We start from the raw sequence: 24,502 nt of genomic DNA on the forward strand, positions 1-24,502 counted from the left end.
TTCACCAGTGAACGCGCTCCCACAGCTCAGCCGGATGGCATAAAATCCCGCCATCCGCTGCAACCGAGCCCACCATGCCCACCCTCCTCCAGCACGCCCAGATCGACTGGGACGACCAGGGCCGCCCCCATTCGCGGCACTATGACGACGTCTATTTCGCAGTCAACGAAGGCATCGAAGAAACCAAGCACGTGTTCCTCGGCCAGACCCGCCTGGCCGAACGTTTTGCCAACCTGGCGCCATTTGCCTGCACGGTGATCGGCGAAACTGGTTTTGGCACCGGCATGAATTTTTTCTGCGCCTGGCAGCTGTTCGACCAGCACGCACACAGCGACGCGCGCCTGCACTTCGTCAGCGTCGAGAAGTACCCCCTCGACCAGGCCGACATGGCCCGCGCAGTGCGCCTGTGGCCTGAACTGGCCGCCTATACCGAGCCGCTGCTGGAGCAATACGTGGCGGTGCACCCGGGCTTTCAGCAGTTCACCTTCGCCGGTGGCAGGGTCACCCTGACCCTGTTGATAGGCGATGTGCTGGAACAGTTGCCGCAACTCGATGCGCAAATCGATGTGTGGTTCCTCGACGGCTTCGCCCCCGCCAAGAACCCCGACATGTGGACCCCGGAGCTTTTTGCGCAACTGGCGCGGCTATCGCATCCGGGCACGGTGCTGGGTACCTTCACCACCACCGGCTGGGTACGTCGCAGCCTGGTCGAAGCCGGCTTCGCCATGAAGAAGGTGCCAGGCATCGGCAAGAAGTGGGAGGTGATGAGCGGCGCCTACGTCGGCCCCCTGCCCGGCCCATGCGCGCCTTGGTACGCGCGCCCTGCGGTGACACAGGGGCCGCGCGAGGCGCTGGTGATCGGTGCCGGACTTGCCGGAAGCAGCAGCGCCGCCAGCCTGGCCCGGCGTGGCTGGCAGGTTACCGTGCTGGAGCGCCACGAAGCCCCCGCCCAGGAGGCTTCGGGCAACCCGCAAGGGGTGCTGTACCTCAAGCTGTCTGCCCATGGCACCGCGCTGTCGCAGATGATCCTGTCCGGGTTCGGCTACGCCCGGCGCCAGCTGCAGCGCTTGCAGCGTGGCCGTGACTGGGATGCCTGCGGGGTGCTGCAACTGGCTTTCGACAGCAAGGAGGCCGAACGCCAGGGCAAGCTGGCTGCCGCCTTCGACCCCGGCTTGTTGCACTGCCTGGCGCGCGCCGAGGCCGAAGCCATCGCCGGCGTGGCGTTGCCTGGCGGCGGGTTGTTCTACCCCGAAGGTGGCTGGGTGCACCCGCCAGCGCTGTGCCAGCAGCAGTTACAGCACCCTGGCATTCATTTGGTGACGCACCAGGAAGTGCTCGAACTGCGCAAAGTGGATGAACAGTGGCAAGCCTGGGCTGGCGACCAGCTGTTAGCCCGCGCTCCAGTGGTGGTCCTGGCCGGCGCGGCGGATGTGCTGCGCTTCGAACCTTGCGCGCAGTTACCACTCAAGCGCATCCGCGGGCAGATCACCCGCTTGCCGGCCACCGCCAGCAGCCAGGCACTGCGCACCGTGGTGTGCGCGGAAGGCTATGTGGCACCGCCGCGCGAGGGTGAACATACACTGGGCGCCAGTTTTGACTTCCATAGCGAAGACCTTGCGCCAACAGTGGCCGAGCACCAGGGCAACCTGGCGCTGCTGGACGAAATTTCCGTCGATCTGGCGCAACGGCTGGCTGTGGCTGAACTGGCCCCCGAGCAATTGCAGGGACGTGCTGCGTTCCGTTGCACCAGCCCGGATTACCTGCCGATCGTCGGCCCCATCGCCGACGCACAGGCGTTTGCCGAAGCCTATGCAGTACTGGGCCGGGATGCGCGGCAAGTACCGGATGTGCCCTGCCCTTGGCTGGGCGGGTTATATGTGAACAGCGGGCATGGCTCACGCGGGTTGATCACGGCGCCGTTGAGTGGCGAGCTGGTGGCGGCCTGGGTATGTGGGGAACCGCTGCCATTGCCGCGGGCGGTGGCGGAGGCTTGCCATCCGAACCGGTTTGGATTGCGCCGGTTGATCCGGGGGAAATGATTGCATCGGGTTGCCTGCCCGGCCACATATAACCAAACATTCTAAAACTCTCGAAAAGCACATAGGTCAGTTCCTTAAGGTGCCCTAATCCGGGGCATCACCTCCCCAACGGAAAAACCGGTAAGGACTTATGTGCGGATTAGCAGGAGAGTTACGTTTCACCCCCATCGACCAAGCCCCTCGCCCAGCCGACCTGGCTGCGGTAGAGCGCATTACCCATCACCTGGCCCCGCGAGGCCCGGATGCCTGGGGCTTCCATAGCCAGGGCCCGATCGCCCTGGGCCATCGGCGCCTGAAGATCATGGACCTGTCCGACGGCTCGGCGCAGCCGATGGTCGACAATACGCTGGGCCTGTCGCTGGCCTTCAACGGTGCCATCTACAACTTCCCCGAACTGCGCGAGGAACTGCAGGCGCTGGGCTACAGCTTCTGGTCCGACGGCGACACCGAGGTGCTGCTCAAGGGCTACCACGCCTGGGGCGCGGCGCTGCTGCCCAAGCTCAACGGCATGTTTGCCCTGGCCATCTGGGAGCGCGACAACCAGCGCCTGTTCCTGGCCCGCGACCGCCTGGGCGTCAAACCCCTGTACCTGTCGCGCAACGGCGAGCGCCTGCGCTTTGCCTCGACCCTGCCGGCACTGCTCAAGGGCGGCGACATCGACCCGATGCTCGACCCGGTGGCCCTCAACCACTACCTGAACTTCCACGCCGTGGTACCGGCACCACGCACCCTGCTGGCCAATGTGCAGAAGCTGGAGCCCGGCACCTGGATGCGCATCGACCGCCATGGCGAAGTGGAACGCCAGACCTGGTGGCAGCTGAAGTACGGCCCCAACCCGGACGAGCGTGAACTTGATCTGGAAGGCTGGACCACCCGCGTACTCGACGCCACCCGCGACGCCGTGGCAATCCGCCAACGGGCAGCCGTCGATGTGGGTGTGTTGCTGTCCGGCGGCGTCGACTCCAGCCTGCTGGTCGGCTTGCTGCGCGAAGTGGGCGTTGACGACCTGTCGACCTTCTCCATCGGCTTTGAAGATGCCGGCGGCGAGCGCGGCGACGAGTTCCAGTATTCGGACCTGATCGCCAAACACTACGGCACTCGTCACCACCAGTTGCGCATTGCCGAGCACGAAATCATCGACCAACTGCCGGCCGCGTTCCGCGCCATGAGCGAACCGATGGTCAGCCACGATTGCATCGCCTTCTACCTGCTGTCGCGGGAAGTGGCCAAGCACTGCAAGGGCGTACAGAGCGGCCAGGGTGCCGATGAGCTGTTCGCCGGTTACCACTGGTACCCGCAGGTGGACGGCGCCGACGATGCCTATGCGGCCTACCGTGAGGCGTTCTTCGACCGCAGCCACGCCGAATACCGCGACACCGTGCAGGCGCCCTGGCTGCTGGAAACCGACGCTGCCGGCGACTTCGTGCGCGAACACTTCGCGCGCCCCGGCGCACCGGCTGCCGTGGACAAGGCGCTGCGCCTGGACAGCACCGTGATGCTGGTCGACGACCCGGTCAAGCGGGTGGACAACATGACCATGGCCTGGGGCCTGGAGGCGCGTACGCCGTTCCTCGATTACCGCCTGGTGGAACTGTCGGCACGCATTCCCGCCCGCTTCAAGCTGCCCGACGGCGGCAAGCAGGTGCTCAAGCAGGCGGCGCGACGGGTGATCCCGCATGAGGTGATCGACCGCAAGAAGGGTTACTTCCCGGTACCGGGCCTGAAGCATCTGGAAGGTGCCACCCTGGGCTGGGTACGCGAACTGTTGACCGACTCCAGCCAGGACCGAGGGTTGTTCAACCCGACCATGCTCGACCGCCTGCTGAGCAACCCGCACGGCCAGCTGACGCCATTGCGCGGTTCCAAGCTGTGGCAACTGGCGGCGCTTAACCTGTGGCTGAGCGAACAAGGAATCTGACCGATGAAAGCCCATGAAATCGCTTATGGTCAGCGCCTGCTGCGCGGCCAGACGCCGTCCTACGAGCGTCTGCAAGCGCGCCTGGCCGGCGACGGCAGCCAGCCTCACGACCAACCGCGTGCCGTGCACTGCGGCTGGGGCCGGCTGCTGATAGGCCACACCTACCCCGACCCGGTTTCCCTGGCCGAGGACTTGCTCGACGAGCACCCGGGCGAACGCGACATCGCCCTGTACGTTGCCGCCCCGCAGCAGGTGTTGGCACAGGCCCCTCAGCAGCTGTTCCTCGACCCGTCCGACACCCTGCGCCTGTGGTTCACCGATTACCGCCCGGCGCAGCGGGTATTTCGCGGCTTCCGCGTGCGGCGGGCGCAGAACTCCGCCGACTGGCAGGCGATCAACACGCTGTACCAGGCGCGCGGGATGCTCCCCGTCGACGCCGAGCTGCTTACCCCTCGCCACTTGGGTGGCCCGGTGTACTGGTTGGCAGAGGACGAAGACAGCGGCGCGGTTATCGGCAGCGTCATGGGCCTGAACCACACCAAGGCGTTCGATGACCCCGAGCATGGCAGCAGCCTGTGGTGCCTGGCGGTGGACCCACACTGCACCCGCCCCGGCGTGGGTGAAGTGCTGGTGCGCCACCTGATCGAACATTTCATGAGCCGTGGCCTGGCCTACCTGGACCTGTCGGTGCTGCACGACAACCGCCAGGCCAAGCGCCTGTACCAGAAACTGGGTTTTCGCAACCTGCCCACCTTCGCAGTCAAGCGCAAGAACGGTATCAACGAGCAGCTGTTCCTCGGGCCTGGCCCGCAAGCCGACCTCAACCCCTACGCACGCATCATCGTCGACGAGGCCCTGCGCCGGGGCATCGAAGTGCAGGTGGACGACGCCGCTGGCGGCCTGTTCACCCTGAGCCTTGGCGGGCGGCGCATTCGCTGCCGGGAATCGCTCAGCGACCTGACCAGTGCCGTGACCATGACCCTGTGCCAGGACAAACGCCTGACCCAGCATGCCCTGCACAACGCCGGGCTGCAGGTGCCCGCGCAACAGCTGGCAGGCAATGCCGATGACAACCTGGCGTTTCTGGAAGAGCATGGCGCGGTGGTGGTCAAGCCGGTCGATGGCGAGCAAGGCCAGGGCGTGGCGGTGAACCTGACCTGCATCGACGACATCACCCGCGCCGTGGCACATGCCCGCCAGTTCGACAGCCGCGTGCTGCTGGAAAGCTTTCATGCCGGGTTCGACCTGCGCATCGTGGTGATCGGCTACGAGGTGGTGGCCGCCGCCATCCGCCACCCGGCGCAGGTGCTGGGCGACGGTAAGCACAGCGTGCGCCAGTTGATCGAAGCCCAGAGCCGTCGCCGCCAGGCCGCCACCGGTGGCGAAAGCCGCATTCCGCTGGACGACGAAACCGAGCGCACCTTGCGTGCAGCGGGCGTTGGTTATGACGACGTGTTGCCGGCCGGCCAGCGCCTGGCCGTGCGGCGCACGGCCAACCTGCACACCGGCGGCACCCTGGAGGACGTCACCGAAAGCTTGCACCCGGTGCTGGCCGATGCTGCCGTGCGCGCGGCACGGGCACTGGAAATTCCGGTGGTGGGGCTGGACTTCATGGTGCGTGATGCCGGGCAGCCGGAGTACGTGATCATCGAGGCCAACGAACGTGCTGGCCTGGCCAACCATGAACCGCAGCCCACGGCCGAGCGTTTTATAGACCTGCTGTTTCCCCATAGCCGGCCTTTGGCGTAAACCCGTGCCGGCCTCTTCGCGGGCAAGCCCGCTCCCACAGGGATATCACCGCCCTTGAAGGTGGCGCAGTACCTGTAGGAGCGGGTTTACCCGCGAAGGCAGCGCTGTACCTGTAGGAGCGGGTTTACCCGCGAAGACGGCGCTGTACCTGTAGGAGCGGGTTTACCCGCGAAGAGGCCGGCACAGGAGTAAAGGAGTCCCCAACCATGTCCGAGCAACACCCCGAACCCGATCTCGACTACCTCAAACGCGTGCTGCTGGAAATGCTCGCCATCCCCAGCCCCACTGGCTTCACCGACACCATCGTGCGCTACGTGGCCGAGCGCCTTGACGAACTGGGCATCCCCTTCGAGCTGACCCGCCGCGGCACCATTCGCGCCACCCTCAAAGGCCGGCAGGCCACCCCCGACCGCGCCGTTTCTGCCCACCTGGATACCATCGGCGCCAGCGTGCGTCAGTTGCAGGACAATGGCCGCCTGGCCCTGGCGCCCGTCGGCTGCTGGTCCAGCCGTTTTGCCGAGGGCAGCCGGGTTAGCGTGTTCACCGATACCGGGGTATTCCGTGGCAGCGTGCTGCCGCTGATGGCCAGCGGGCATGCCTTCAACACGGCGATCGACCAGATGCCGATCAGCTGGGACCACGTGGAAGTGCGCCTGGATGCCTACTGCGCCACCCGCGCCGACTGTGAGGCACTGGGCGTAAGCATTGGTGATTTCGTGGCCTTCGACCCCTTGCCCGAGTTCACCGAAAGCGGCCACATCAGCGCCCGTCACCTGGACGACAAGGCTGGCGTAGCGGCATTGCTGGCGGCACTGAAGGCTGTGGTGGAAAGCGGTCGCCAGCCGCTGATCGACTGCCACCCGCTGTTCACCATCACCGAGGAGACCGGCTCGGGTGCAGCCGGCGCCCTGCCTTGGGACGTCAGCGAGTTCGTCGGCATCGACATCGCCCCGGTGGCGCCTGGGCAGGCTTCCAGCGAGCATGCGGTCAGTGTGGCCATGCAGGACTCGTCGGGGCCTTACGACTACCACCTGTCCCGGCACCTGCTGAAACTGGCCGGCGACCATGACTTGCCGGTGCGGCGCGACCTGTTCCGCTATTACTTCAGCGACGCCCATTCGGCGGTGACTGCCGGGCACGATATTCGTACCGCGCTGGTGGCCTTTGGTTGCGATGCCACCCATGGTTACGAGCGCACCCATATCGACAGCCTGGCAGCGCTGAGCCGGTTGTTGTCAGCCTACCTGCTGAGCCCGCCCGTGTTTGCCAGCGACTCGCAGCCGGCCAATGCATCGCTCGAGCGCTTCAGCCACCAGCTGGAGCATGATGCGCAGATGGAGAGCGACACGCGGGTACCGGCCGTGGACAGCCTGGTCGGAAACAAAGGCTAAACGCCCTTGGGGCTGCAAAGCGGCCCCAACACCTCGAATGTTTCGCGTAGCATGCCCATACCTATTTCAGACACCGCCCGACCATGCTGATCCCCTACGACCAATTGCAAGCCGAAACCCTGACCCGCCTGATCGAGGACTTCGTCACCCGCGACGGCACTGACAACGGCGACGACACCCCGCTGGAAACCCGCGTGCTGCGGGTACGCCAGGCATTGGCCAAAGGCCAGGCTTTCATCCTGTTCGACCTGGAAAGCCAGCAATGCCAGTTGCTGGCCAAGCATGATGTGCCCCGCGAGCTGCTCGAATAGCAGGCCAGGCCTCTTCAGGCCTTGCTCTGCTTGGACGCCTTGATGCGCTTGTAAACTTCGGCTCGATGCACCGGCACCTCACGCGGAGCAGCCACACCAAAGCGCACCACGCCGTCCCGGGTCTCTACCACCATGATCCGGATGTCATCGCCAATCACGATGACCTCCCCTACTTCGCGCCCTATTACCAGCATGTTCCGATCCTCCTGCGAAAGGGAAAACCGGAGCCTGCCCCGTAGGTATTCAGCTACTCAATAGCTCCACTACGATTCAGAAGCCTCTTACACTTTTGAGTAACTTCTCCTACAGACCAATCATCGCGACGGGGCTTTTGCCCGCATTTTCACCGCCATTTCGGCCATCTCGTCATACAGCCGCTCAGGGGCCTGGCGTTTCAGTTGCCAGGCCTGGCGCCCTGCCTCATGGGGCAGGATGAGGAACTCGCCTGCAGCGACCTGCTGATGGATATAGTCGGCAATGTCCGCCGCACTGATCGGCGAACCTTCGAGCAGCTTGCCCACCTGCGCCTTCATCGCCGGGTTCGGCCCGCGGAACGAGTCCAGCAGGTTGGTCTGGAAGAACGACGGGCACACCACGTGCACCGCCACCTCCACCTGACGCAACTCCACCAGCAGGCTTTCCGACAAGGCCAGCACACCGGCCTTGGCCACGTTGTAGTTGCTCATGCCCGGGCCCTGCATCAGTGCCGCCATCGAGGCGACATTGATAATGCGCCCCTTGCTGCGCTCCAGCAGCGGCAGGAAGGCCTTGCAGCCCTTGACCACGCCCATCAGATTGACCGCGATCTGCCAGTCCCAGTCCTCTAGCGTCAGTTCGGCGAAGAACCCGCCCGAAGCGACGCCGGCGTTGTTGACGATCACATCGACCCCACCGAACTTCGCTTCGCAGGCCTGGGCCAGGGCCGTCAGCTGGCTATAGTCGCGCACATCGCAGCGCTGGACGAAGCCGTCGCCACCGGCCTGGCGAACCTGCTCCAGCGTTTCGCGCAGGCCGGCTTCGTTGACATCGGCCAATGCCAGGCGCCAGCCCTCACGGGCCCAGCGCAGGGCGATCTCGCGGCCGAGGCCAGACCCGGCGCCGGTGATCATGATGCGTTTTTGCATGGTCGCAGGCCTTGTTCTGACAGGTAGTCCGGTGAGTCTAATCAAGGCGTCGCCATCCGGGAGGATTCATCAGGGCAGTGAATGGGCGGGCATGATTGGGTAGACGGCTGCACGGGGATGGAATCTTTACCAACCCGCACCGGTCCGAATTATCGAGAGGCCAGCAATCTCAGGCTCTTGCCCCCTAATCACGCAAGGACTTTGACATGACCACGATCCTTATCATCATCCTGATTCTGCTGCTGATCGGTGGCTTACCGGTCTTCCCCCACTCGCGCAGCTGGGGCTATGGCCCTTCCGGCATAATCGGCGTGGTGTTGGTGATTCTGTTGGTATTACTGTTGCTTGGGATGATATGACGCGCTGCGGATAGCCACTTCAAACAGTCACTTGAGGTGAATGGCAAGCGGGTCACACCACCCGGTTGCCATTCTACAGGTTCGCATCGAACACCATTGTCACGACGGCCTGATACTCGATACCAGGCAACATGTCCTGTTTCTGGGTGTGGCCGCGAGGGTATACATGAAAATGCAACTGCCCTTGGCTGCCGGTCACACCCTCCGGCGGGACTTCCAGGCTCATGGCGCTCTCAGCTCCGCCAAAGGTCATTGCCTGCCGATAGAGCGAACGGCCATTGTAGGAAACCCCTGGCAAGGTCATGGCCAGGTACAGCGGTATGCCATGGCCCTTGGCCGACCGTAGATTGCACGTGCTATCCAACCCGGTGCTGCACAGCGCCCAGACGTTGAATGGCCCACTGGCAGTCAGGCTGAAGCCCACGTCTTTTTCCAGTTTCTCTGCCACACCCCGTCCTCGGCTCCCAGGCCCGTGCGCCTGCTGCGGCACCAGTTCCACCTGCTCGGAACCCGGCTCAAAACGCACCTCAAGGTCATGCACCACCTCCAGTTCGACGTTGATCGCCACTGAATCGGCCGTGAGCCCGGCGACCGTTCGGCTCGAACCCAGGCCAATATCCCTGTCGGGGCCTATCGAATAGACCACGCGCCCTCGGTACACGCCCGACTTCAAGCTCGCCGGCAAAGGCGTCTTCAGCCTGTAGCCCAGCGTAAGGTGACTCACATGGTAAGTGCTCGCATTCTCCGCGTTGAGGTTGGCCCAGCACCCGTTGCTGGCTGGCGACCACAGAAACAGGCGATGCGCCGCGCTCGCCAACGCAACCTGGCAACCGCTCGAGTCCAGGCCCGTGCGCGCCGCAAGCGTCGGTGCCCCATCGTCCGAAGTTACCGCACCGCCCAGGTGGGTAATGGCAAAGTCCATGCTGACTTGCTCGCCGGTCTTGTCACGGACCATCAGTAGCGCAGTTGGCTGGACAGGGGCCGAGAGGTAGAAGCCATCGGTGCCTTCGCCATCGACTGTTTTCGAGTATTCGACCCCCACATCCAACAGATCCTGCAGCGGATCGCCACAAAGCTGCGGCAACTGAGTACAGACAGGGGATGACCGGGGTGTCAGGTTTTCAAATTGCCGGGTCTCGCCGCGGTAACGCAGCTTGAGCGTAATGTCGGCCGCCTGCGCCCACGATGAGCCGAACACGCCAGACAGCAGTACCAGCATTGCACACTTGCGAAACATGCCCCTACCTCTCACTCTGCCTTGAAGTTCATGGCTTTGCGCGCATCGCCTTCCACCTGTTCGAAGCGGTATTCGACACCGGGCTTCTCGACGAACTCGCGCGTACGTCCAGGACGAAGATGGTGCTTGGCCGGAGGCTCACACTCGTCCTCGTTCAGCACACAGACCTGGACGTTGTCGAGCAGCACCGTGGCATTGCCCTCGTTGCGCACGGTCCATTTCCCACCGGCTCGCTCGATCGAGGTCTGATACCGCGTGGCAGCAGGCTTGGTAATCAAAATGGTGCCGTAGCCGGCCAGAAACTGCACACCGGCACTGAGTTCCTTGCGGTAAGCGTCAAGCTCCGTTTCATCCAGTGCGAAGCTGTCATCCTGTTCCGGCACCACCGGGACGAAGCGCAGCCGGTAGTAACGCTCCTGGTTTCGTTCACCGCGATACAGCAACCGCACGGCCTGCATGCCGCGTGCCGGGATGATCATCCGCGCAGGGCTCGCAACAACGCTGCGCTGGTCGAAGGGCAGCTCATCGACTTCCACCTCACGGGGTTCGGCCTGGCCGTCGTAGACCAGCTCCAGCACGCTGACCTTGACGAACGCTGTACTGTCCCCCCGGTTGTAGATGCGTTTGGCATAGGTGCCCTTGCCTGGCTCGAGGTAGTCATAGAGCGCGCCGACATCCAGCTGTGGCCCGGCCTGGGCAAACCACGGCAGCATCAGCGCAACGAACAACAAGGGTGACAAGTGAAATGTGAACCTGTGCATCTTCAACCTCTGTTTACTCAACATCCAATCCATCGACCCGGGAATCGGGCCCTCTACAGCGTCATGCCGAAAGCCGGCTCAGCCCACACTGGGCACACACCGCTGATCACCCACGATCAGCAGGTCATCCTCGCGATCAAAGTTGTCCGGCGGTAATGTCAGAAGGCAGCTACCTGCCGCGTCATGGCGAATTTCCAAGGTGGGCCGTGACTCACTCATTTCGACGTTGAAATAGCCATCCACCTCGACAACCGTGCGCCCGGCGTCATTGACCACATGCGCGCCGTGCAGTGGCTGGCCTTGCCCGTCGAGCAGCCGGCCAAACACGGTGACCGTTCGCATGACCTTCACTGTGTGGTACCCCACCCCACCGCGGTTGAGGTGATAGTCCACAGCGAGGGGTTGGATCTGTGCTGGCGGCACGTCCTTCGTGTCGAAGTCGAAGCGCACATGGCCAGACTTGAACGTCGTCACCGGCACGATATTGCGCCCGGGGTGCAGCACTGCACTCATGCCCTGGCCATCGTTGGCGCGCAGCTTTACACCGTGCAGATCGCTTTCGACATCGATGATCAAGCCGGCTTCGAGCGGCAGGTTGCTGCCACCCATGGCCAGCTTCCCGGCGCCCAGCGCCAGGGTGCTTTCCAGGTTGAGGCCACCGCTGAGGTTATTGTTGAAAGAGGAACTCTGGGCATAGGCATCGCCCTGCAGCGCCTGGCTGTGGAACCGCCCATTGGCCGCCAGGCTGGTGCCATAGCCGTCGAGCGTCGCGCTGCCCCCCAGGCTGTGCACGGGGCCCAGGTCGACGTTCTGCCGATACCACAGCGAAGCGTAGGGGTCATTGCCCCCCTCACGCGAGGCGCGGCTACCCACATCGACCCCAAGCTGCCTGCCATCGCGCTCAAGCTTCATGCTTACAGCAACGTTGACGCCGCGGCTGCGGACACCGGCGCTGCTGCGCGTTCCAGGCCTGTCGAAAAGTGACAGGCGAACACTGCTCTGATGCCCCCGCAGTTTTCCGAAGAACGCCCAGCTCAGGTCGGCCCCCAGGCCGCTTGCCGAGCCCGCACTGTGTTCCAGGCGCAGCGTCGCTGAACTGCGCGCGGTTACCCGCTGGTTGATCGAAAAGGCGGTGCGGCTGCGCACCTGGCGCTGGGAAGTATCGTCGCGACCGCTACTACCAGACTCCAGCCAGGTCTGGTTGTGGCTCAGCAACAACGAGCCCCAAGGGTGGGTGTAGGTCAACTGCAGATCGCCGCCGTTGCCCAGGCCCTGGGTCTGATTGAGGCTGGCGTAAAGCTTGAACCGTTCATGCACGTCCCAGTCCAGCGAGGTCCCCAACTGCAGGTCAGCATCGACCTGTTGCACTGACAACCCCAGCACCGCGGCAGGATGCATCAGGTAGTTGGAAAGGGCACCGAACACCGGGCTCTGTTCACGATTGCCATCCGAGTTGCTCAGCAGCTCGACCTGCTGGCCCAGATACAGGTTGTAGCGCCAGCGGTTATCCATGTTCTGCCACCGGCTGGGCTTGTAGATGGACACTTCGCTGCGCGAGGTCTCCAGGCCGTCTTCGAGCAAACGCAGCTCCACATCATAGATGCCGCCGGGCAATACCCGCGTGTCGATCGCCTGCAAACCCGGCTGTACCGGCTGACTGTTGATCAGCGAACCATTGCGATAGATTTCGACGATACCCGGGCGGTTCGGCGTGACGTAGACAGGGATGGCGCTGGCTTGGCCATTGTCGACCAGCAGGCTGTCACTGCTGCCCAGCATCAAGCCAAGCGTGCTATCAGGGCGGCGCCCGAGTAGCGATGGCTGGCGCACCAGGCCTTGTGCGCCAGTGGAGAAGTAACCCAGCCGAAAGAAATGCTCTTCCTGCAGGCGCTCCGCGTAAAGCTGGTTCATGCGGTAACGCATATCGCCTTGCTCAGATGGGCTACGATCCACGCGTGCATCGGCAAGCGTCGTCCAGTTATGCAGGTTGCCCTGACCGAGCAGGCCGATTCTGCCCGTGGTCTGATTGCCATCATTGACCAGGTTGAGCTGGTTACGCAGCAGCAACCCAGCGTCACTCTGCTCCGGGAGGCGGTGGAAGAGCGCGTCCTGCTCCCGCTTCTCGGCATTGGACGTCAGCAATGACAACTGGGAATTGGCCAGGCTGTAATGGATAGCCTGCAACCCGTCCGGGCAGTTTTGCAGGCAGTCGCCCAGCATGCGCCCGCCCTCCAGGCGCTGTTGCCATAACTGCCTGAGTGTGGCCGGCTCTGTGCTCTGCTCAGTGTCGGTAAACGCCAGCAACTGCACACGGTTATCACGGCTCAATACCACCATGGCATCACCGAGGTAGCGTTGATCAAGCTCCACTCGCACGGCAAGCGGCACATCGAAAAAGTGCGCCTCGAAGTCTTCTGGCAGACGCCCGAATGTATTCAGGTCAATGGCACTGGACGCGCGCTCGGCCAATACTTCGAGGGGCATAAGGCAGGCAGCACCCAGCAGCCAGACAGCGAGTGCGCGGCCGGGTGCAGCAAACTGGAACATGATTCAATCCACTTCAACACCTGCCCCTACACTGGTAAACATCCAGTAAGTTGAGGCAGGCGGCACTGCTTCAATCAAAGGCTGGTGGAGGAAGTTTCAAACAACACGCTCACTGTCCCGGTATAATCACCCTTCAGATAACCATTGTCGGGCTTTATGGCCTTAAACGTAATGGGAAGATCATTGCCAGCTTTAGCATCTTCCGCGCTCATGACCTCCGCGGGCATCAAATCCATCTTTTTATCCCCAACAGTGATGACAAGATCAATCTTCTCGTCGGTTTGTGGGTCTTGCAGCGATGCTGTGTGCAGCAGGTGGGCCTGAATAGCGCCGACATCACTCTGTGCCGAGAACTTTTCACTGACCTCCTTGAAGTCTTCGCGGCCCGGCTCATATTCAAGCGTCACGCCTTTCTCCAGCCAGTCCCCTACAGGGGCCACTGAAAAATCATTCCCGGGAATGATCGCCGTCACTGAAATATTCTGGGTGATCGGCGTAGGGTCGGACGCGACAGCGGCACCGGCAAACAATGCAAGGAACGGGACAGCCAATACATAGGATTTCACATCAAACTTCCTTTAACGGTTGCACATCAAATAGCGGGAACCCTGGGGCCCCCGAATGAAATTGCGAATCAGGGCGCCCCTGTTTCAAACATCAAGGTGGCTTGCGTGACATAGGTGCCGGGCACGCGAGTCGATGCCGATTCCCCCATCGGATAGAACCTGAACTGAATGGTTTTCCCCTGAGCGGCTTCAGCAGCACTGACGATTTCAACCGGCGCCGTGCCCATTCTTATGCGATTCAACATGATGTGGTACCGACGGGGCGCTTCTCCGCCATTTACCCGTGTGAACCGATACTCCGAACGGTCTGTTTTCGCGTAAATCGGGCCGTAGGAACTTTTTACAAACACTTCTTTTTCAATTTGCTTGAAGACACCCCTGTCCGGGTCATATTCAGCGTGAAGCACGTCTTCCCACCAATTGCCAACCGAGTTCACCTGAAATTCAGGTACCGACACGACAGCCTGGACACTGATGTCCTGCGGTATTTCCTTTGCCCCAGCAGCGCCCGCCACGCCAAGCAGAGCGAAGGTGATTAAACAGCGTAACTTCATTGAATATTCCCCAAATGTGCCGGCATCTATAGAGCACTTACGACATGAGGGAACTTTATGGGCAGAGCCTCACTATGTATGTAGGCTGTTTCTGACTGCATAAAATAAAAAACGCCCCGACAGGCGGGGCGTTTTTCAATGCAGGGGATTGACGTTAGTGCGAGACCGCCCCGCTGGCACCCAGGCCAGTCTGCGAACGCACGAACTGCGGGAAGAACAGCGCGCGCTCATCCTCAGCCGCCTTGGACTTGTCGGTGACCGAGAAGAACCAGATGCTGACGAAGGCAATGGCCATCGAGAACAGCGCCGGGTACTCGTACGGGTAGATTGCCTTCTCGTGGCCGAGAATCTGTACCCAGATGGTCGGGCCAAGGATCATCAGCGTCACCGCACTCACCAGGCCCAGCCAGCCGCCGATCATGGCACCGCGGGTGGTCAGCTTCTTCCAGTACATCGAAAGCAGCAGTACCGGGAAGTTGCAGCTGGCCGCAATGGAGAACGCCAGGCCGACCATGAAGGCGATGTTCTGCTTCTCGAACAGAATCCCCAGGCCGATCGCCAGCACACCCAAAGCGACAGTGGTGATCTTCGATACGCGGATCTCGTCCTTGTCGTTGGCTTTGCCCTTGCGCCAGACGCTGGCGTACAGGTCGTGGGACACTGCCGAGGCACCAGCCAGGGTCAGGCCAGCCACCACTGCCAGGATGGTGGCAAAGGCTACCGCCGAGATGAAGCCGAGGAACACACTGCCACCCACCGCATTGGCCAGGTGCACCGCGGCCATGTTGTTGCCGCCCAGCAGAGCGCCTGCGGCGTCCTTGAATTCCGGGTTGGTGCTGACCAGCAGGATCGCGCCAAAGCCAATGATGAAGGTGAGGATGTAGAAGTAGCCGATGAAGCCGGTGGCGTACAGCACGCTCTTGCGCGCTTCCTTGGCGTCACTGACGGTGAAGAAGCGCATCAGGATGTGCGGCAGGCCGGCAGTACCGAACATCAGTGCCAGGCCCAGGGAGAATGCCGAGATCGGGTCCTTGACCAGGCCACCGGGGCTCATGATCGCCTCGCCCTTGGCGTGTACCTTGATCGCTTCGGAGAACAGCGTGTTGAAGTCAAAGCCTACGTGCTTCATGACCATCAGCGCCATGAAACTGGCACCGGACAGCAGCAGCACAGCCTTGATGATCTGTACCCAGGTGGTGGCCAGCATGCCGCCGAACAGCACGTACAGGCACATCAGGATACCCACCAGGATCACCGCCACATGGTAGTCCAGGCCGAACAGCAGCTCGATCAGCTTGCCGGCGCCGACCATCTGCGCGATCAGGTAGAACGCCACCACGACCAGCGAACCGGAGGCCGACAGGGTGCGGATTTCCTTTTGCCCGAGGCGGTACGAGGCCACGTCGGCGAAGGTGTACTTGCCCAGGTTGCGCAAGCGTTCGGCAATCAGGAAAAGAATGATCGGCCAGCCAACCAGGAAGCCGATCGAGTAGATCAGGCCGTCGTAACCCGAGGTGAACACCAGCGCGGAAATACCCAGGAACGAGGCGGCCGACATGTAGTCGCCAGCAATCGCCAGGCCGTTCTGGAAGCCGGTGATCTTGCCCCCGGCAGCGTAGTAATCCGATGCCGACTTGTTGCGTTTGGAGGCCCAGTAGGTGATGCCGAGGGTGAAGGCGACGAAGGCCACGAACATGGCGATGGCGGAAACGTTCAGCGGTTGTTTCTGCACCTCGCCGGTCAGGGCATCGGCGGCCCACACGGCGGGTGCGAAGGCTCCGCAGGCCAGTACGGCCAGGGCTTTGGTTTGGCGAATCATTGTTGCGCCTCCTTCAGGATTTCCTTGTTCAGCTCATCGAATTCGCCGTTGGCGCGGCGTACGTAGATGGCGGTCAGGACGAATGCCGAAACGATCAGGCCGACGCCCAGGGGAATGCCCCAGGTAATCGATGACTCAGGACTGAGCTTGGCGCCCAGCACATGAGGACCGTAGGCGATCAAGAGGATGAAGGCGCAGTACAGGCCGAGCATGATCGCCGAGAGAATCCAGGCGAACCGTTCGCGTTTGGTGACCAGCTCCTTGAAACGGGGGCTGTTTTGTATCGAGAGGTAAATGCTGTCGTTCATTGTTTTTGTCCTAGCAGCACAGATACGGGATGGAACCCACACCCTTACTTTATGCTGCCGATGGACGCCAACCAGACGACCTTAGTCTTAGATGCAACGGTGTTTTACCGATTGCGTAACAAAGTAATGACCCGTTCGCGGGTAAACCCGCTCCTAGCAGGAGCGGGTTTACCCGCGAAGAAACCCTATTGGCCCTGGAAGGTTATTACTTGCCAGTCCACTCCTTCACACGATCAGGGTGCTTGGCGACCCAGTCCTTGGCGGCCGCTTCAGGCTTGGCCCCTTCCTGGATCGCCAGCATCACCTCGCCAATCTCGTCCTTGGACTGCCAGTTGAACTTCTTCAGGAACTCCGCCACTTCCGGTGCCTTGGTGGCCAGTTCCTTGCTGCCGATGCTGTTCACGGTTTCTGCCGCGCCATATACGCCTTTCGGGTCTTCGAGGAACTTCAGCTTCCACTTGGCGAACATCCAGTGCGGAACCCAGCCGGTCACCGCAATCGACTGCTGCTTGGCATAGGCACGGCCCAGTTCCGCAGTCATCGCCGCACCCGAGCTGGCCTGCAACTTGTAACTGGTCAGGCCATAGTCCTTGATCGCCTGGTCGGTCTTGAGCATCACACCGGAGCCTGCGTCGATGCCAACAATCCTGTCCTTGAAGCTGTTATCGGTCTTGAGGTCGGCAATGCTCACTGCCTTGACGTACTCGGGGACGATCAGGCCGATCTTGGCGTCCTTGAAGTTCGGGCCGTAGTCGACCACGTTGTCCTTGTTCTTGGCCCAGTACTCACCGTGGGTCACCGGCAACCAGGCCGACAACATGGCATCGAGCTTGCCAGTTGCCACACCCTGCCACATGATCCCCGTGGCCACGGCCTGCAACTTCACGTCATAGCCGAGTTTTTGCTTGATTACTTCGGCGGCCACGTTGGTGGTCGCAACGCTGTCGGCCCAACCATCCACGTAACCAATGCTTACTTCTTTGGCCATAGCCTGTGCAGTGCTCATGGCCATTACCAGGGCGGTGCCCACACCCAGGAAACGTCGCATTTTCTTCAAAGTTGCCATCAAAGCATCCCCTCGTCAGGTCTTGGAGATTGCATCATCTTCCTGCAACACAAGTCGACCTGATCCAGCTGCGACCTGCACCCGCCCCATATGCGACAGCACTATGCCATTAGCGCCATCGGCCTGCCTCGGCCTGCGCGATCCTTGCATGCCAAAGGTTTGGCGCCGGGCTACTATCTAACCTTTTGTGCCAGACGATGGACCGCCACATGCCCAGTTGTAGCCGCCTGTTATTGCCGTTGTACCTGCTTGCCTGCCTGCTGGCCCTGGTCGGGCTGGGGGGGCTCTGGTACGGGCTGGGCAAGCCTGTGCACCTGCCCGATGCGGCCAGCCCTGCACACAAGCTGCAATGCGCTTCGTACACGCCGTTTGACAAAGACCAGTCGCCTTACGACCAGCCGTTTCGCCTGCGCCCAGCGCGGATGGACGCCGACCTGGCGTTACTGGCCGAGCGGTTTCAGTGCATCCGTACCTATTCCATGAGCGGTCTTGAGGCAATCCCGGCGCTGGCACGCAAGCATGGGCTGAAGGTGATGCTGGGCGCCTGGGTGAACGCCCACCCGGCCGACACCGAGAAGGAAATCAACCTGCTGATCGCTGCTGCCAACGCCAACCCTGACGTGGTCAGCGCGGTGATCGTCGGCAATGAGACACTGTTGCGCAAGGAGGTGACCGGTGCCCACCTTGCCAAATTGATCGCGCGGGTGAAGCGCGAGGTCAAGGTGCCAGTGACCTACGCCGATGTGTGGGAATTCTGGCTGCAGCACCCGCAGGTGGCCCCGGCAGTGGACTTCCTGACCATCCATCTGCTGCCCTACTGGGAGGACGACCCGCGTGGCATCGACGATGCCTTGGCCCACGTTGCCGATGTGCGCCGGGTGTTCGGCACACGCTTCGCGCCCAAGGACATACTGATTGGCGAAACCGGCTGGCCCAGCGAAGGCCGCCAACGCGAAACGGCGGTGCCCAGCCGGGTCAATGAGGCGCGCTTCATCCGTGGCTTCGTGGCCATGGCCGAGCGCAATGGCTGGCACTACAACCTGATTGAAGCCTTCGATCAGCCCTGGAAACGCGCCAATGAGGGCGCAGTGGGTGGCTACTGGGGGCTGTACGACGCGGACCGGCAGGACAAGGGTGTGCTCGAAGGGCCCGTGAGCAACCTGCATGACTGGCCGCAGTGGTTGCTGGCCAGCACCGTGCTGATGGTGATCATGCTGGTGCTGGCCGGGCGCCCCGCTACACCGATGGCCGCCGTGCTGCTGCCACTGCTGGCAGCGTTTGGCGCCGCTTGCCTGGGCCTGTGGGGCGAGTTGATGCGCACCCATGCGCGCTTTGCCGGGGAATGGCTGTGGGCACTGATGCTGGCCGGGCTGAACCTGCTGGTACTGGCCCACGCGTTGTTGGCGCTGACGCGGCGGGCCGGCTGGCGTGAACGCTTGTTCGCCTGGCTGCAGGTGCGAGCCGGCTGGCTGTTGCTGGCGGCGGGCTTCGCTGCGGCGGTGAGCATGCTGGCAATGGTGTTCGACCCGCGCTACCGCAGCTTCCCCAGCGCAGCGCTGGCGTTGCCGGCGCTGGTGTATGTGCTGTGGCCAGTGCGCGCCCGGCGGGCGGAGGTGGCGTTGCTGGCGTTCATCGTCGGCGCCGGGGTGGCGCCGCAGTTGTTCGTCGAAGGGCTGGAGAACCAGCAGGCCTGGGGCTGGGCGGTGGTGAGTGTGCTGATGACAGCGGCGTTGTGGCGAAGCTTGCGGATGCGACAGGCTTGATACTGCATAGTCCTCGAGCCCGGCGCGGACCTTGTAGGAGCTCCCACAGGTACGCGCAGCTGCTTACAATGGGGGTTGCCTGACCAGGCGCAACCCCGCCAGCACCAGCGCAAACACCGCAATGCTGGCGGTGTACAGCACCAGCGCCGGCACCGCGAACACCAGTGCCAACACTGCCAGCCACCAGCCGGCACGCGCGGAAACGAACTGGGCCAGTAGCGCAAGGCCCAATCCGCCCCAGGCCATGACTTGATGGTGAATGCCCAACCCCAGCAGCGAACGCACCTCGCACTGCCAATAGGCGGTCGGCACTGCGCACAGCCCTACCCACTGGCCGTCCTCCATCAGGCCGTAACGCACGCCATAACTGGCCGCGAGCCAACCCCCCAGGAACAGCAGCAACAGCGCCGTCGGCAGCGAACGAGACATCCTGTTCTCCAATAGCGGTAATCGAAAGCATCCATGATCGCTTATGGCCGTTTCTAAGGCAAAATCACACCCCGGCAGCTATGTTGCAGATAGCAAGTACGCCAAATGCCACCGCAGCGGGCAACTTTGCCCACCTGGCTGTGGTCCTAGCCTGCACACTGCTCGACCTTGCGTTCTTTTGGGGGATTACATGCTTCGATCTTTGCGCCTCGCTGCCCTGCTCGGCAGCTTGCTCATGGCTGTGGCCGCTTCAGCGCGGGATATCGACGCTGCCAGCTATGGCTACCCTCTTACCAACCCGTTCGAGGCCACCATCGCCACCACGCCGCCGGACAAGCGCCCTGACCTGCCCAGCGACGATGAAATCACTCAGTCCGACTACAGCCTGAACTTGCGCCCGGAACGCGAGTTCACGTTGCCCGACAACTTCTGGGCAGTGAAGAAGCTCAAGTACCGCCTGGCCCGCCAGGATCGCGAAGCGCCGCTGATCTTCATCATCGCCGGCACCGGCGCGCCCTACAGCAGCAGCATCAATGAATACCTGAAGAAGCTGTTCTACCAGGCCGGCTTCCACGTGGTGCAACTGTCATCGCCCACCAGCTATGACTTCATGAGTGCGGCCTCGCGCTTTGCTACCCCCGGCATCAGCCAGGAAGACGCCGAAGACATGTACCGGGTGATGCAGGCCGTGCGCGCCCAGCATCCACGCCTGCCGGTCAGTGATTTCTACCTCACCGGTTACAGTCTGGGTGCGCTGGACGCCGCCTTCGTCAGCCACCTTGACGAAACCCGCCGCAGCTTCAACTTCAAGCGTGTGCTGCTGCTCAACCCACCGGTCAACCTCTACACCTCGATCAACAACCTCGACAAGCTGGTGCAGACCCAGGTCAAGGGCATCGACCGCAGCACCACGTTCTACGAGCTGATGCTGGAAAAACTCACCCGTTACTTCCAGGACAAGGGCTACATCGACCTGAACGACGCCCTGCTGTACGACTTCCAGCAGTCGCGCCAGCACCTGTCCAACGAACAGATGGCCATGCTGATCGGCACTTCGTTCCGTTTCTCGGCAGCCGACATCGCCTTCACTTCCGACCTGATCAACCGCCGTGGCCTGATCATTCCGCCGAAGTTCCCGATCACTGAAGGCAGCAGCCTCACGCCGTTCTTCAAGCGCGCCCTGCAGTGCGACTTCGACTGCTACATGACCGAACAGGTGATTCCGATGTGGCGCGCCCGCACCGACGGCAACAGCATCCTGCAGTTGGTCAACCAGGTCAGTCTGTATGCCCTGGAAGACTATCTGCGCAGCAGTGACAAGATCGCCGTGATGCACAACGCCGACGACGTCATTCTCGGCCCGGGCGACATTGGCTTCCTGCGCAAGGTGTTCGGCGAACGGCTGACCCTCTACCCCCATGGCGGCCATTGCGGCAACCTCAACTACCGCGTCAACAGTGACGCCATGCTGGAGTTCTTCCGTGGTTAACAAACTCCTCTTCGCCACTGCCCTGCTTGCCGCTGGCCACACCCTGGCCGCCGAAACCGCACCCCGAGCCAGTGTGGTCGAGGCCGACCCGCAGGTGATCGGCACCGCGCCACTGGTGCCCGAAGCCGATGGCTTCCTCGACCCGCTGCGTGAGCTGAAATTCAACCCGGGGCTGGACCAGCGCGAGTTCGAGCGCTCAACCCTGCAGGCGCTGAACGTGTACGACCCGCTGGAGTCGATCAACCGGCGCATCTACCACTTCAACTACCGATTGGACCAATGGGTGCTGCTGCCGCTGGTGAATGGCTATCAGTATGTCACCCCAAGCTTCGTGCGCACGGGGGTGAGCAACTTCTTCAACAACCTTGGCGATGTGCCGAACCTGTTCAACAGCGTGTTGCAGCTCAAAGCCAAGCGCTCGGCAGAAATCACCGCGCGACTGATGTTCAACACGATCATCGGCGTGGGTGGGCTGTGGGACCCGGCGACCAGCATGGGCCTGCCGCGCCAGAGCGAGGACTTTGGCCAGACCCTGGGCTTCTATGGCGTACCGGATGGGCCGTACCTGATGCTGCCGGTGCTAGGGCCATCGAACCTGCGCGATACCACCGGGCTGGTGGTGGACTATGCGGGAGAGCAGGCGGTCAACTACCTGAACGTGGCCGAAGCCAGCACCGATCATCCGGAAATCTTCGCACTGCGCGTGGTGGACAGGCGCTATACGACCAAATTCCGCTATGGCCAGCTGAATTCGCCGTTCGAGTATGAAAAGGTGCGGTATGTGTATACCCAGGCGCGCAAGTTGCAGATAGCCGAGTAAGCCTGCTGCGGCCCTTTCGCGGGTGAACCCGCTCCTACACAGGTATTGGCGCAACCCCTTGTCGCGAAAGGGCCCGCACAGGCGACATCAAATCCCCAGGAATTCGCAAAGCTCGCGCTTCTTGGCCAGGGCATCGCGCCGCCCCAGCTCGATCAGTTCACTGCAATAGCTGGCCTCGAACAGCAAATAGCTCAACACCCCCGCCCCGCTGGTGCGCGTTGCCCCCGGCCCTCGTAAGAACAGGCGCAGCGCCGCCGGCAACTCGCGGCGGTGCCGAGCGGCAATCTCATCCAGCGGCTGGCTGGGCGCCACCACCAGCACGTCGATCGGCGCCAGCCCCAGGCGCCGGGCATCCAGGTGCGCCGGCAACAGCCCGCTCAAGTGATTGAGGCGCTGCAGCAGTTCGATATCGCCTTCCAGGCTGTCAATGAACGTACTGTTGAGCATGTGCCCGCCGATCTGCGCCAGGCTCGGCTGCTGCCCGCTGAACACGCGCTGGGGCGGCACCGGTGGCGCTGGCCGCTGCGGGTTTCCGCTGACCCCGACCACCAGCACCCGGCTGGCGCCCAGGTGCAAGGCCGGGCTGATCGGCGCCGACTGGCGCACTGCACCGTCGCCGTAATACTCGCCGCCCAGTTGCACCGGGGCGAACAGCAGCGGGATCGCCGCACTGGCCAGCAGGTGGTCGATGGTCAACGGTGCGGGTACGCCGATACGCCGGTGGCGCAGCCAGGCCTCGATGGTGCCGCGGCCCTGGTAGAAGGTCACCGCCTGGCCAGACTCGTAGCCAAAGGCGGTCACCGCCACGGCGCGCAGTTGCTCGGCGGCCAAGGCATGGCCGATGCCATCCAGGTTCAGGTGCGTTTGCAGCAGGCTGCGCAACGGGCTGCTGTCGAGCAACGCCACGGGGGCCTGGCCACCCAGCCCCAGCAGGCTGTGGCCAACGAAACGGCTGGCCTGGCGCACGACCCCGGGCCAGTCGCTGCGGATGACCAGATGGCTGCGGAAATTCTGCCAGAAGGCAGTGAGCCGCTGCACGGCGTCGTTGAAGTGCACGGCACCACTGGCCAGGGTGACGGCGTTGATGGCCCCGGCGGAGGTGCCGACGATGACCGGAAAAGGGTTGTCCGCGCCGGCGGGCAGCAACTCGGCGATGCCCGCCAGCACACCGACCTGGTAGGCGGCGCGGGCGCCGCCGCCAGACAGGATGAGACCGGTTACCGGGGGTGGTGCCATGGCGTCCTTCCTGGGGTTGATGTGTTTTCAGCGCTTCTTCTTGTCATACAGCCGCGGCGCACCCTCGGGCCGCGACTTGAACCGGCGGTGCGCCCACAGGTACTGCTCGGGGCACTCGCGCAACACGCTCTCGACCCATTGGTTGATGCGCAGGCAATCGGCCTCTTCGCTTTCCCCGGGGAAATCCGTCAGCGGCGGGTGGATGACCAGCCGATAGCCGCTGCCATCCTCCAGGCGCTTCTGGGTGAACGGAATCACCTGCGCCTTCCCCAACCGGGCGAACTTGGTGGTAGCGGTCACCGTCGCCGCGGGGATGCCAAACAACGGTACGAAGATGCTCTGCTTGGCGCCGTAGTCCTGGTCCGGTGCGTACCAGATCGCCCGGCCCGAACGCAGCAGCTTGAGCATGCCACGTACGTCCTCGCGCTCCACCGCCAGCGAATCGAGGTTGTGACGCTCGCGGCCGCTGCGCTGGATGAAGTCGAACAGTGCATTGCCGTGTTCGCGGTACATGCCGTCGATGGTGTGCTGCTGGCCGAGCAGCGCGGCACCGATTTCCAGGGTAGTGAAGTGCACCGCCATGAGGATCGCGCCCTGCCCCGCCTGCTGGGCGGCCTGCAGGTGCTCAAGGCCCTCGATATGGGCCAGGCGCGCCAGCCTGGCCTTGGGCCACCACCAGCTCATGGCCATTTCGAAGAAGGCGATGCCGGTGGAGGCGAAGTTGGCCTTGAGCAAACGCTGCCGTTCGTCGACCGACAGCTCCGGGAAGCACAGCTCCAGGTTGCGCGCGGCGATGCGCCGACGTTCACCGGCAAAGCGATACATGACGGCGCCCAGCGCGGCACCGATCTTCAGCAGCACCCGGTACGGCAACTGAACCACCAGCCACAGCAGGCCCAGGCCCAGCCACAGGCCCCAGAACTTGGGGTGAAGGAAATAGGGACGAAAACGCGGGCGTTCCATTGAAGCATCCGGAAAGACAAAGGCCGCGCATTCTACAACGGATCAGCGCATGT

22 protein-coding genes are annotated in these 24,502 nt (G+C 62.8%); 9 read left to right on the forward strand and 13 right to left on the reverse strand.

Annotated features, from left to right (window positions below; translation table 11 throughout):
- Nucleotides 1-74 precede the first annotated feature (74 nt).
- The 5 genes from mnmC (at nt 75) to ACI7M0_RS20000 (ending at nt 7,408) form a co-directional block, all read left to right on the forward strand.
- Nucleotides 75-2,039, forward strand: a complete 1,965-nt coding sequence (mnmC, locus tag ACI7M0_RS19980) for a bifunctional tRNA (5-methylaminomethyl-2-thiouridine)(34)-methyltransferase MnmD/FAD-dependent 5-carboxymethylaminomethyl-2-thiouridine(34) oxidoreductase MnmC (protein WP_129932299.1) — start codon at nt 75-77, stop codon at nt 2,037-2,039.
- Nucleotides 2,040-2,169: 130 nt separating this feature from the next.
- Nucleotides 2,170-3,957 carry an N-acetylglutaminylglutamine amidotransferase gene (locus ACI7M0_RS19985; RefSeq protein ID WP_129932300.1) on the forward strand — a complete coding sequence of 596 codons (1,788 nt, stop codon included), beginning with the start codon at nt 2,170-2,172 and terminating at the stop codon, nt 3,955-3,957.
- Nucleotides 3,958-3,960: 3 nt separating this feature from the next.
- A complete protein-coding gene (gene ngg / locus ACI7M0_RS19990) occupies nt 3,961-5,706 on the forward strand; it encodes an N-acetylglutaminylglutamine synthetase (RefSeq protein ID WP_129932301.1) in 1,746 nt (581 codons plus the stop codon).
- 206 nt (nt 5,707-5,912) lie between these two features.
- A complete protein-coding gene (locus tag ACI7M0_RS19995) occupies nt 5,913-7,097 on the forward strand; it encodes an osmoprotectant NAGGN system M42 family peptidase (RefSeq protein WP_104962374.1) in 1,185 nt (394 codons plus the stop codon).
- An 83-nt stretch (nt 7,098-7,180) separates the two neighbouring features.
- On the forward strand, nt 7,181-7,408 hold the full coding sequence (locus ACI7M0_RS20000; protein WP_004575803.1) for a YheU family protein: 228 nt from the start codon (nt 7,181-7,183) through the stop codon (nt 7,406-7,408).
- Nucleotides 7,409-7,422: 14 nt separating this feature from the next.
- Here the strand turns inward: ACI7M0_RS20000 and csrA are convergent, their stop codons facing one another.
- Nucleotides 7,423-7,602, reverse strand: a complete 180-nt coding sequence (csrA, locus tag ACI7M0_RS20005; protein ID WP_004575804.1) for a carbon storage regulator CsrA — start codon at nt 7,600-7,602, stop codon at nt 7,423-7,425.
- Between the two features lie 120 nt (nt 7,603-7,722).
- Nucleotides 7,723-8,532, reverse strand: a complete 810-nt coding sequence (locus ACI7M0_RS20010) for an SDR family oxidoreductase (RefSeq protein WP_020193054.1) — start codon at nt 8,530-8,532, stop codon at nt 7,723-7,725.
- A 206-nt stretch (nt 8,533-8,738) separates the two neighbouring features.
- Between ACI7M0_RS20010 and ACI7M0_RS20015 the strand changes: the two genes are divergently transcribed.
- The gene (locus tag ACI7M0_RS20015) at nt 8,739-8,891 is read left to right on the forward strand and encodes a DUF3309 family protein (RefSeq protein ID WP_003252624.1); all 153 of its coding nucleotides are present in this window, start codon (nt 8,739-8,741) and stop codon (nt 8,889-8,891) included.
- Nucleotides 8,892-8,964: 73 nt separating this feature from the next.
- Here ACI7M0_RS20015 and ACI7M0_RS20020 read toward each other — a convergent pair whose 3' ends face one another.
- From ACI7M0_RS20020 to ACI7M0_RS20055, 8 genes are all read right to left on the reverse strand, one after another.
- Nucleotides 8,965-10,128, reverse strand: a complete 1,164-nt coding sequence (locus ACI7M0_RS20020) for a hypothetical protein (RefSeq protein ID WP_129932302.1) — start codon at nt 10,126-10,128, stop codon at nt 8,965-8,967.
- Nucleotides 10,129-10,139: 11 nt separating this feature from the next.
- Nucleotides 10,140-10,913, reverse strand: a complete 774-nt coding sequence (locus ACI7M0_RS20025; protein WP_064491538.1) for a hypothetical protein — start codon at nt 10,911-10,913, stop codon at nt 10,140-10,142.
- A gap of 54 nt (nt 10,914-10,967) precedes the next feature.
- Complete coding sequence (locus ACI7M0_RS20030) at nt 10,968-13,436, reverse strand: CS1-pili formation C-terminal domain-containing protein (RefSeq protein WP_129932303.1); 2,469 nt, start codon at nt 13,434-13,436, stop codon at nt 10,968-10,970.
- A 74-nt stretch (nt 13,437-13,510) separates the two neighbouring features.
- Nucleotides 13,511-14,002 (reverse strand): CS1 type fimbrial major subunit, encoded by a 492-nt coding sequence (locus tag ACI7M0_RS20035; RefSeq protein WP_129932304.1) that lies wholly within the window; start codon nt 14,000-14,002, stop codon nt 13,511-13,513.
- Between the two features lie 68 nt (nt 14,003-14,070).
- Nucleotides 14,071-14,556: a hypothetical protein gene (locus ACI7M0_RS20040; protein ID WP_129932305.1), complete on the reverse strand. Its 486-nt coding sequence runs from the start codon at nt 14,554-14,556 to the stop codon at nt 14,071-14,073.
- A gap of 154 nt (nt 14,557-14,710) precedes the next feature.
- Nucleotides 14,711-16,375 (reverse strand): cation acetate symporter, encoded by a 1,665-nt coding sequence (locus ACI7M0_RS20045; RefSeq protein ID WP_012053405.1) that lies wholly within the window; start codon nt 16,373-16,375, stop codon nt 14,711-14,713.
- Complete coding sequence (locus tag ACI7M0_RS20050; RefSeq protein ID WP_010952786.1) at nt 16,372-16,683, reverse strand: DUF485 domain-containing protein; 312 nt, start codon at nt 16,681-16,683, stop codon at nt 16,372-16,374. The genes ACI7M0_RS20045 and ACI7M0_RS20050 overlap by 4 nt, the downstream gene beginning before the upstream one ends.
- A 205-nt stretch (nt 16,684-16,888) precedes the next feature.
- On the reverse strand, nt 16,889-17,749 hold the full coding sequence (locus ACI7M0_RS20055; protein WP_014592048.1) for a glycine betaine ABC transporter substrate-binding protein: 861 nt from the start codon (nt 17,747-17,749) through the stop codon (nt 16,889-16,891).
- A 197-nt stretch (nt 17,750-17,946) separates the two neighbouring features.
- Here ACI7M0_RS20055 and ACI7M0_RS20060 point away from each other — a divergent pair, with 197 nt between their 5' ends.
- Entirely contained in the window at nt 17,947-19,512 is a 1,566-nt protein-coding gene (locus ACI7M0_RS20060; RefSeq protein WP_129932306.1) for a beta (1-6) glucans synthase, read from the forward strand.
- A 63-nt stretch (nt 19,513-19,575) separates the two neighbouring features.
- Here ACI7M0_RS20060 and ACI7M0_RS20065 read toward each other — a convergent pair whose 3' ends face one another.
- Complete coding sequence (locus ACI7M0_RS20065; RefSeq protein ID WP_014592050.1) at nt 19,576-19,941, reverse strand: hypothetical protein; 366 nt, start codon at nt 19,939-19,941, stop codon at nt 19,576-19,578.
- Nucleotides 19,942-20,131: 190 nt separating this feature from the next.
- Here ACI7M0_RS20065 and ACI7M0_RS20070 point away from each other — a divergent pair, with 190 nt between their 5' ends.
- Nucleotides 20,132-21,430 carry a serine protein kinase PrkA gene (locus ACI7M0_RS20070; RefSeq protein ID WP_020193404.1) on the forward strand — a complete coding sequence of 433 codons (1,299 nt, stop codon included), beginning with the start codon at nt 20,132-20,134 and terminating at the stop codon, nt 21,428-21,430.
- A 73-nt stretch (nt 21,431-21,503) separates the two neighbouring features.
- Nucleotides 21,504-22,250 (forward strand): VacJ family lipoprotein, encoded by a 747-nt coding sequence (locus ACI7M0_RS20075; RefSeq protein WP_050545954.1) that lies wholly within the window; start codon nt 21,504-21,506, stop codon nt 22,248-22,250.
- Between the two features lie 87 nt (nt 22,251-22,337).
- Here ACI7M0_RS20075 and ACI7M0_RS20080 read toward each other — a convergent pair whose 3' ends face one another.
- Together ACI7M0_RS20080 and ACI7M0_RS20085 are read right to left on the reverse strand one after the other, a co-directional pair.
- The gene (locus ACI7M0_RS20080) at nt 22,338-23,486 is read right to left on the reverse strand and encodes a patatin-like phospholipase family protein (protein WP_020193406.1); all 1,149 of its coding nucleotides are present in this window, start codon (nt 23,484-23,486) and stop codon (nt 22,338-22,340) included.
- Between the two features lie 27 nt (nt 23,487-23,513).
- A complete protein-coding gene (locus ACI7M0_RS20085; protein WP_104962383.1) occupies nt 23,514-24,449 on the reverse strand; it encodes a lipid A biosynthesis lauroyl acyltransferase in 936 nt (311 codons plus the stop codon).
- Nucleotides 24,450-24,502 lie beyond the last annotated feature (53 nt).

This window comes from Pseudomonas sp. 10(2024) (genome assembly GCF_045164175.1).
Lineage (GTDB): Bacteria > Pseudomonadota > Gammaproteobacteria > Pseudomonadales > Pseudomonadaceae > Aquipseudomonas > Aquipseudomonas alloputida.

Coding starts and splice junctions, on each gene's coding strand:
- ACI7M0_RS20065 (WP_014592050.1), bottom strand. CDS start 19,941: ATGTCTCGTTCGCTGCCGACGGCGCTGTTGCTGCTGTTCCTGGGGGGT.
- ACI7M0_RS20000 (WP_004575803.1), top strand. CDS start 7,181: ATGCTGATCCCCTACGACCAATTGCAAGCCGAAACCCTGACCCGCCTG.
- mnmC (WP_129932299.1), top strand. CDS start 75: ATGCCCACCCTCCTCCAGCACGCCCAGATCGACTGGGACGACCAGGGC.
- ACI7M0_RS20010 (WP_020193054.1), bottom strand. CDS start 8,532: ATGCAAAAACGCATCATGATCACCGGCGCCGGGTCTGGCCTCGGCCGC.
- ACI7M0_RS20045 (WP_012053405.1), bottom strand. CDS start 16,375: ATGATTCGCCAAACCAAAGCCCTGGCCGTACTGGCCTGCGGAGCCTTC.
- ACI7M0_RS20055 (WP_014592048.1), bottom strand. CDS start 17,749: ATGGCAACTTTGAAGAAAATGCGACGTTTCCTGGGTGTGGGCACCGCC.
- ACI7M0_RS20050 (WP_010952786.1), bottom strand. CDS start 16,683: ATGAACGACAGCATTTACCTCTCGATACAAAACAGCCCCCGTTTCAAG.
- ACI7M0_RS20040 (WP_129932305.1), bottom strand. CDS start 14,556: ATGAAGTTACGCTGTTTAATCACCTTCGCTCTGCTTGGCGTGGCGGGC.
- csrA (WP_004575804.1), bottom strand. CDS start 7,602: ATGCTGGTAATAGGGCGCGAAGTAGGGGAGGTCATCGTGATTGGCGAT.
- ACI7M0_RS20020 (WP_129932302.1), bottom strand. CDS start 10,128: ATGTTTCGCAAGTGTGCAATGCTGGTACTGCTGTCTGGCGTGTTCGGC.
- ACI7M0_RS19985 (WP_129932300.1), top strand. CDS start 2,170: ATGTGCGGATTAGCAGGAGAGTTACGTTTCACCCCCATCGACCAAGCC.
- ACI7M0_RS20060 (WP_129932306.1), top strand. CDS start 17,947: ATGGACCGCCACATGCCCAGTTGTAGCCGCCTGTTATTGCCGTTGTAC.
- ACI7M0_RS20080 (WP_020193406.1), bottom strand. CDS start 23,486: ATGGCACCACCCCCGGTAACCGGTCTCATCCTGTCTGGCGGCGGCGCC.
- ACI7M0_RS20070 (WP_020193404.1), top strand. CDS start 20,132: ATGCTTCGATCTTTGCGCCTCGCTGCCCTGCTCGGCAGCTTGCTCATG.
- ACI7M0_RS20085 (WP_104962383.1), bottom strand. CDS start 24,449: ATGGAACGCCCGCGTTTTCGTCCCTATTTCCTTCACCCCAAGTTCTGG.
- ngg (WP_129932301.1), top strand. CDS start 3,961: ATGAAAGCCCATGAAATCGCTTATGGTCAGCGCCTGCTGCGCGGCCAG.
- ACI7M0_RS20015 (WP_003252624.1), top strand. CDS start 8,739: ATGACCACGATCCTTATCATCATCCTGATTCTGCTGCTGATCGGTGGC.
- ACI7M0_RS19995 (WP_104962374.1), top strand. CDS start 5,913: ATGTCCGAGCAACACCCCGAACCCGATCTCGACTACCTCAAACGCGTG.
- ACI7M0_RS20030 (WP_129932303.1), bottom strand. CDS start 13,436: ATGTTCCAGTTTGCTGCACCCGGCCGCGCACTCGCTGTCTGGCTGCTG.
- ACI7M0_RS20025 (WP_064491538.1), bottom strand. CDS start 10,913: ATGTTGAGTAAACAGAGGTTGAAGATGCACAGGTTCACATTTCACTTG.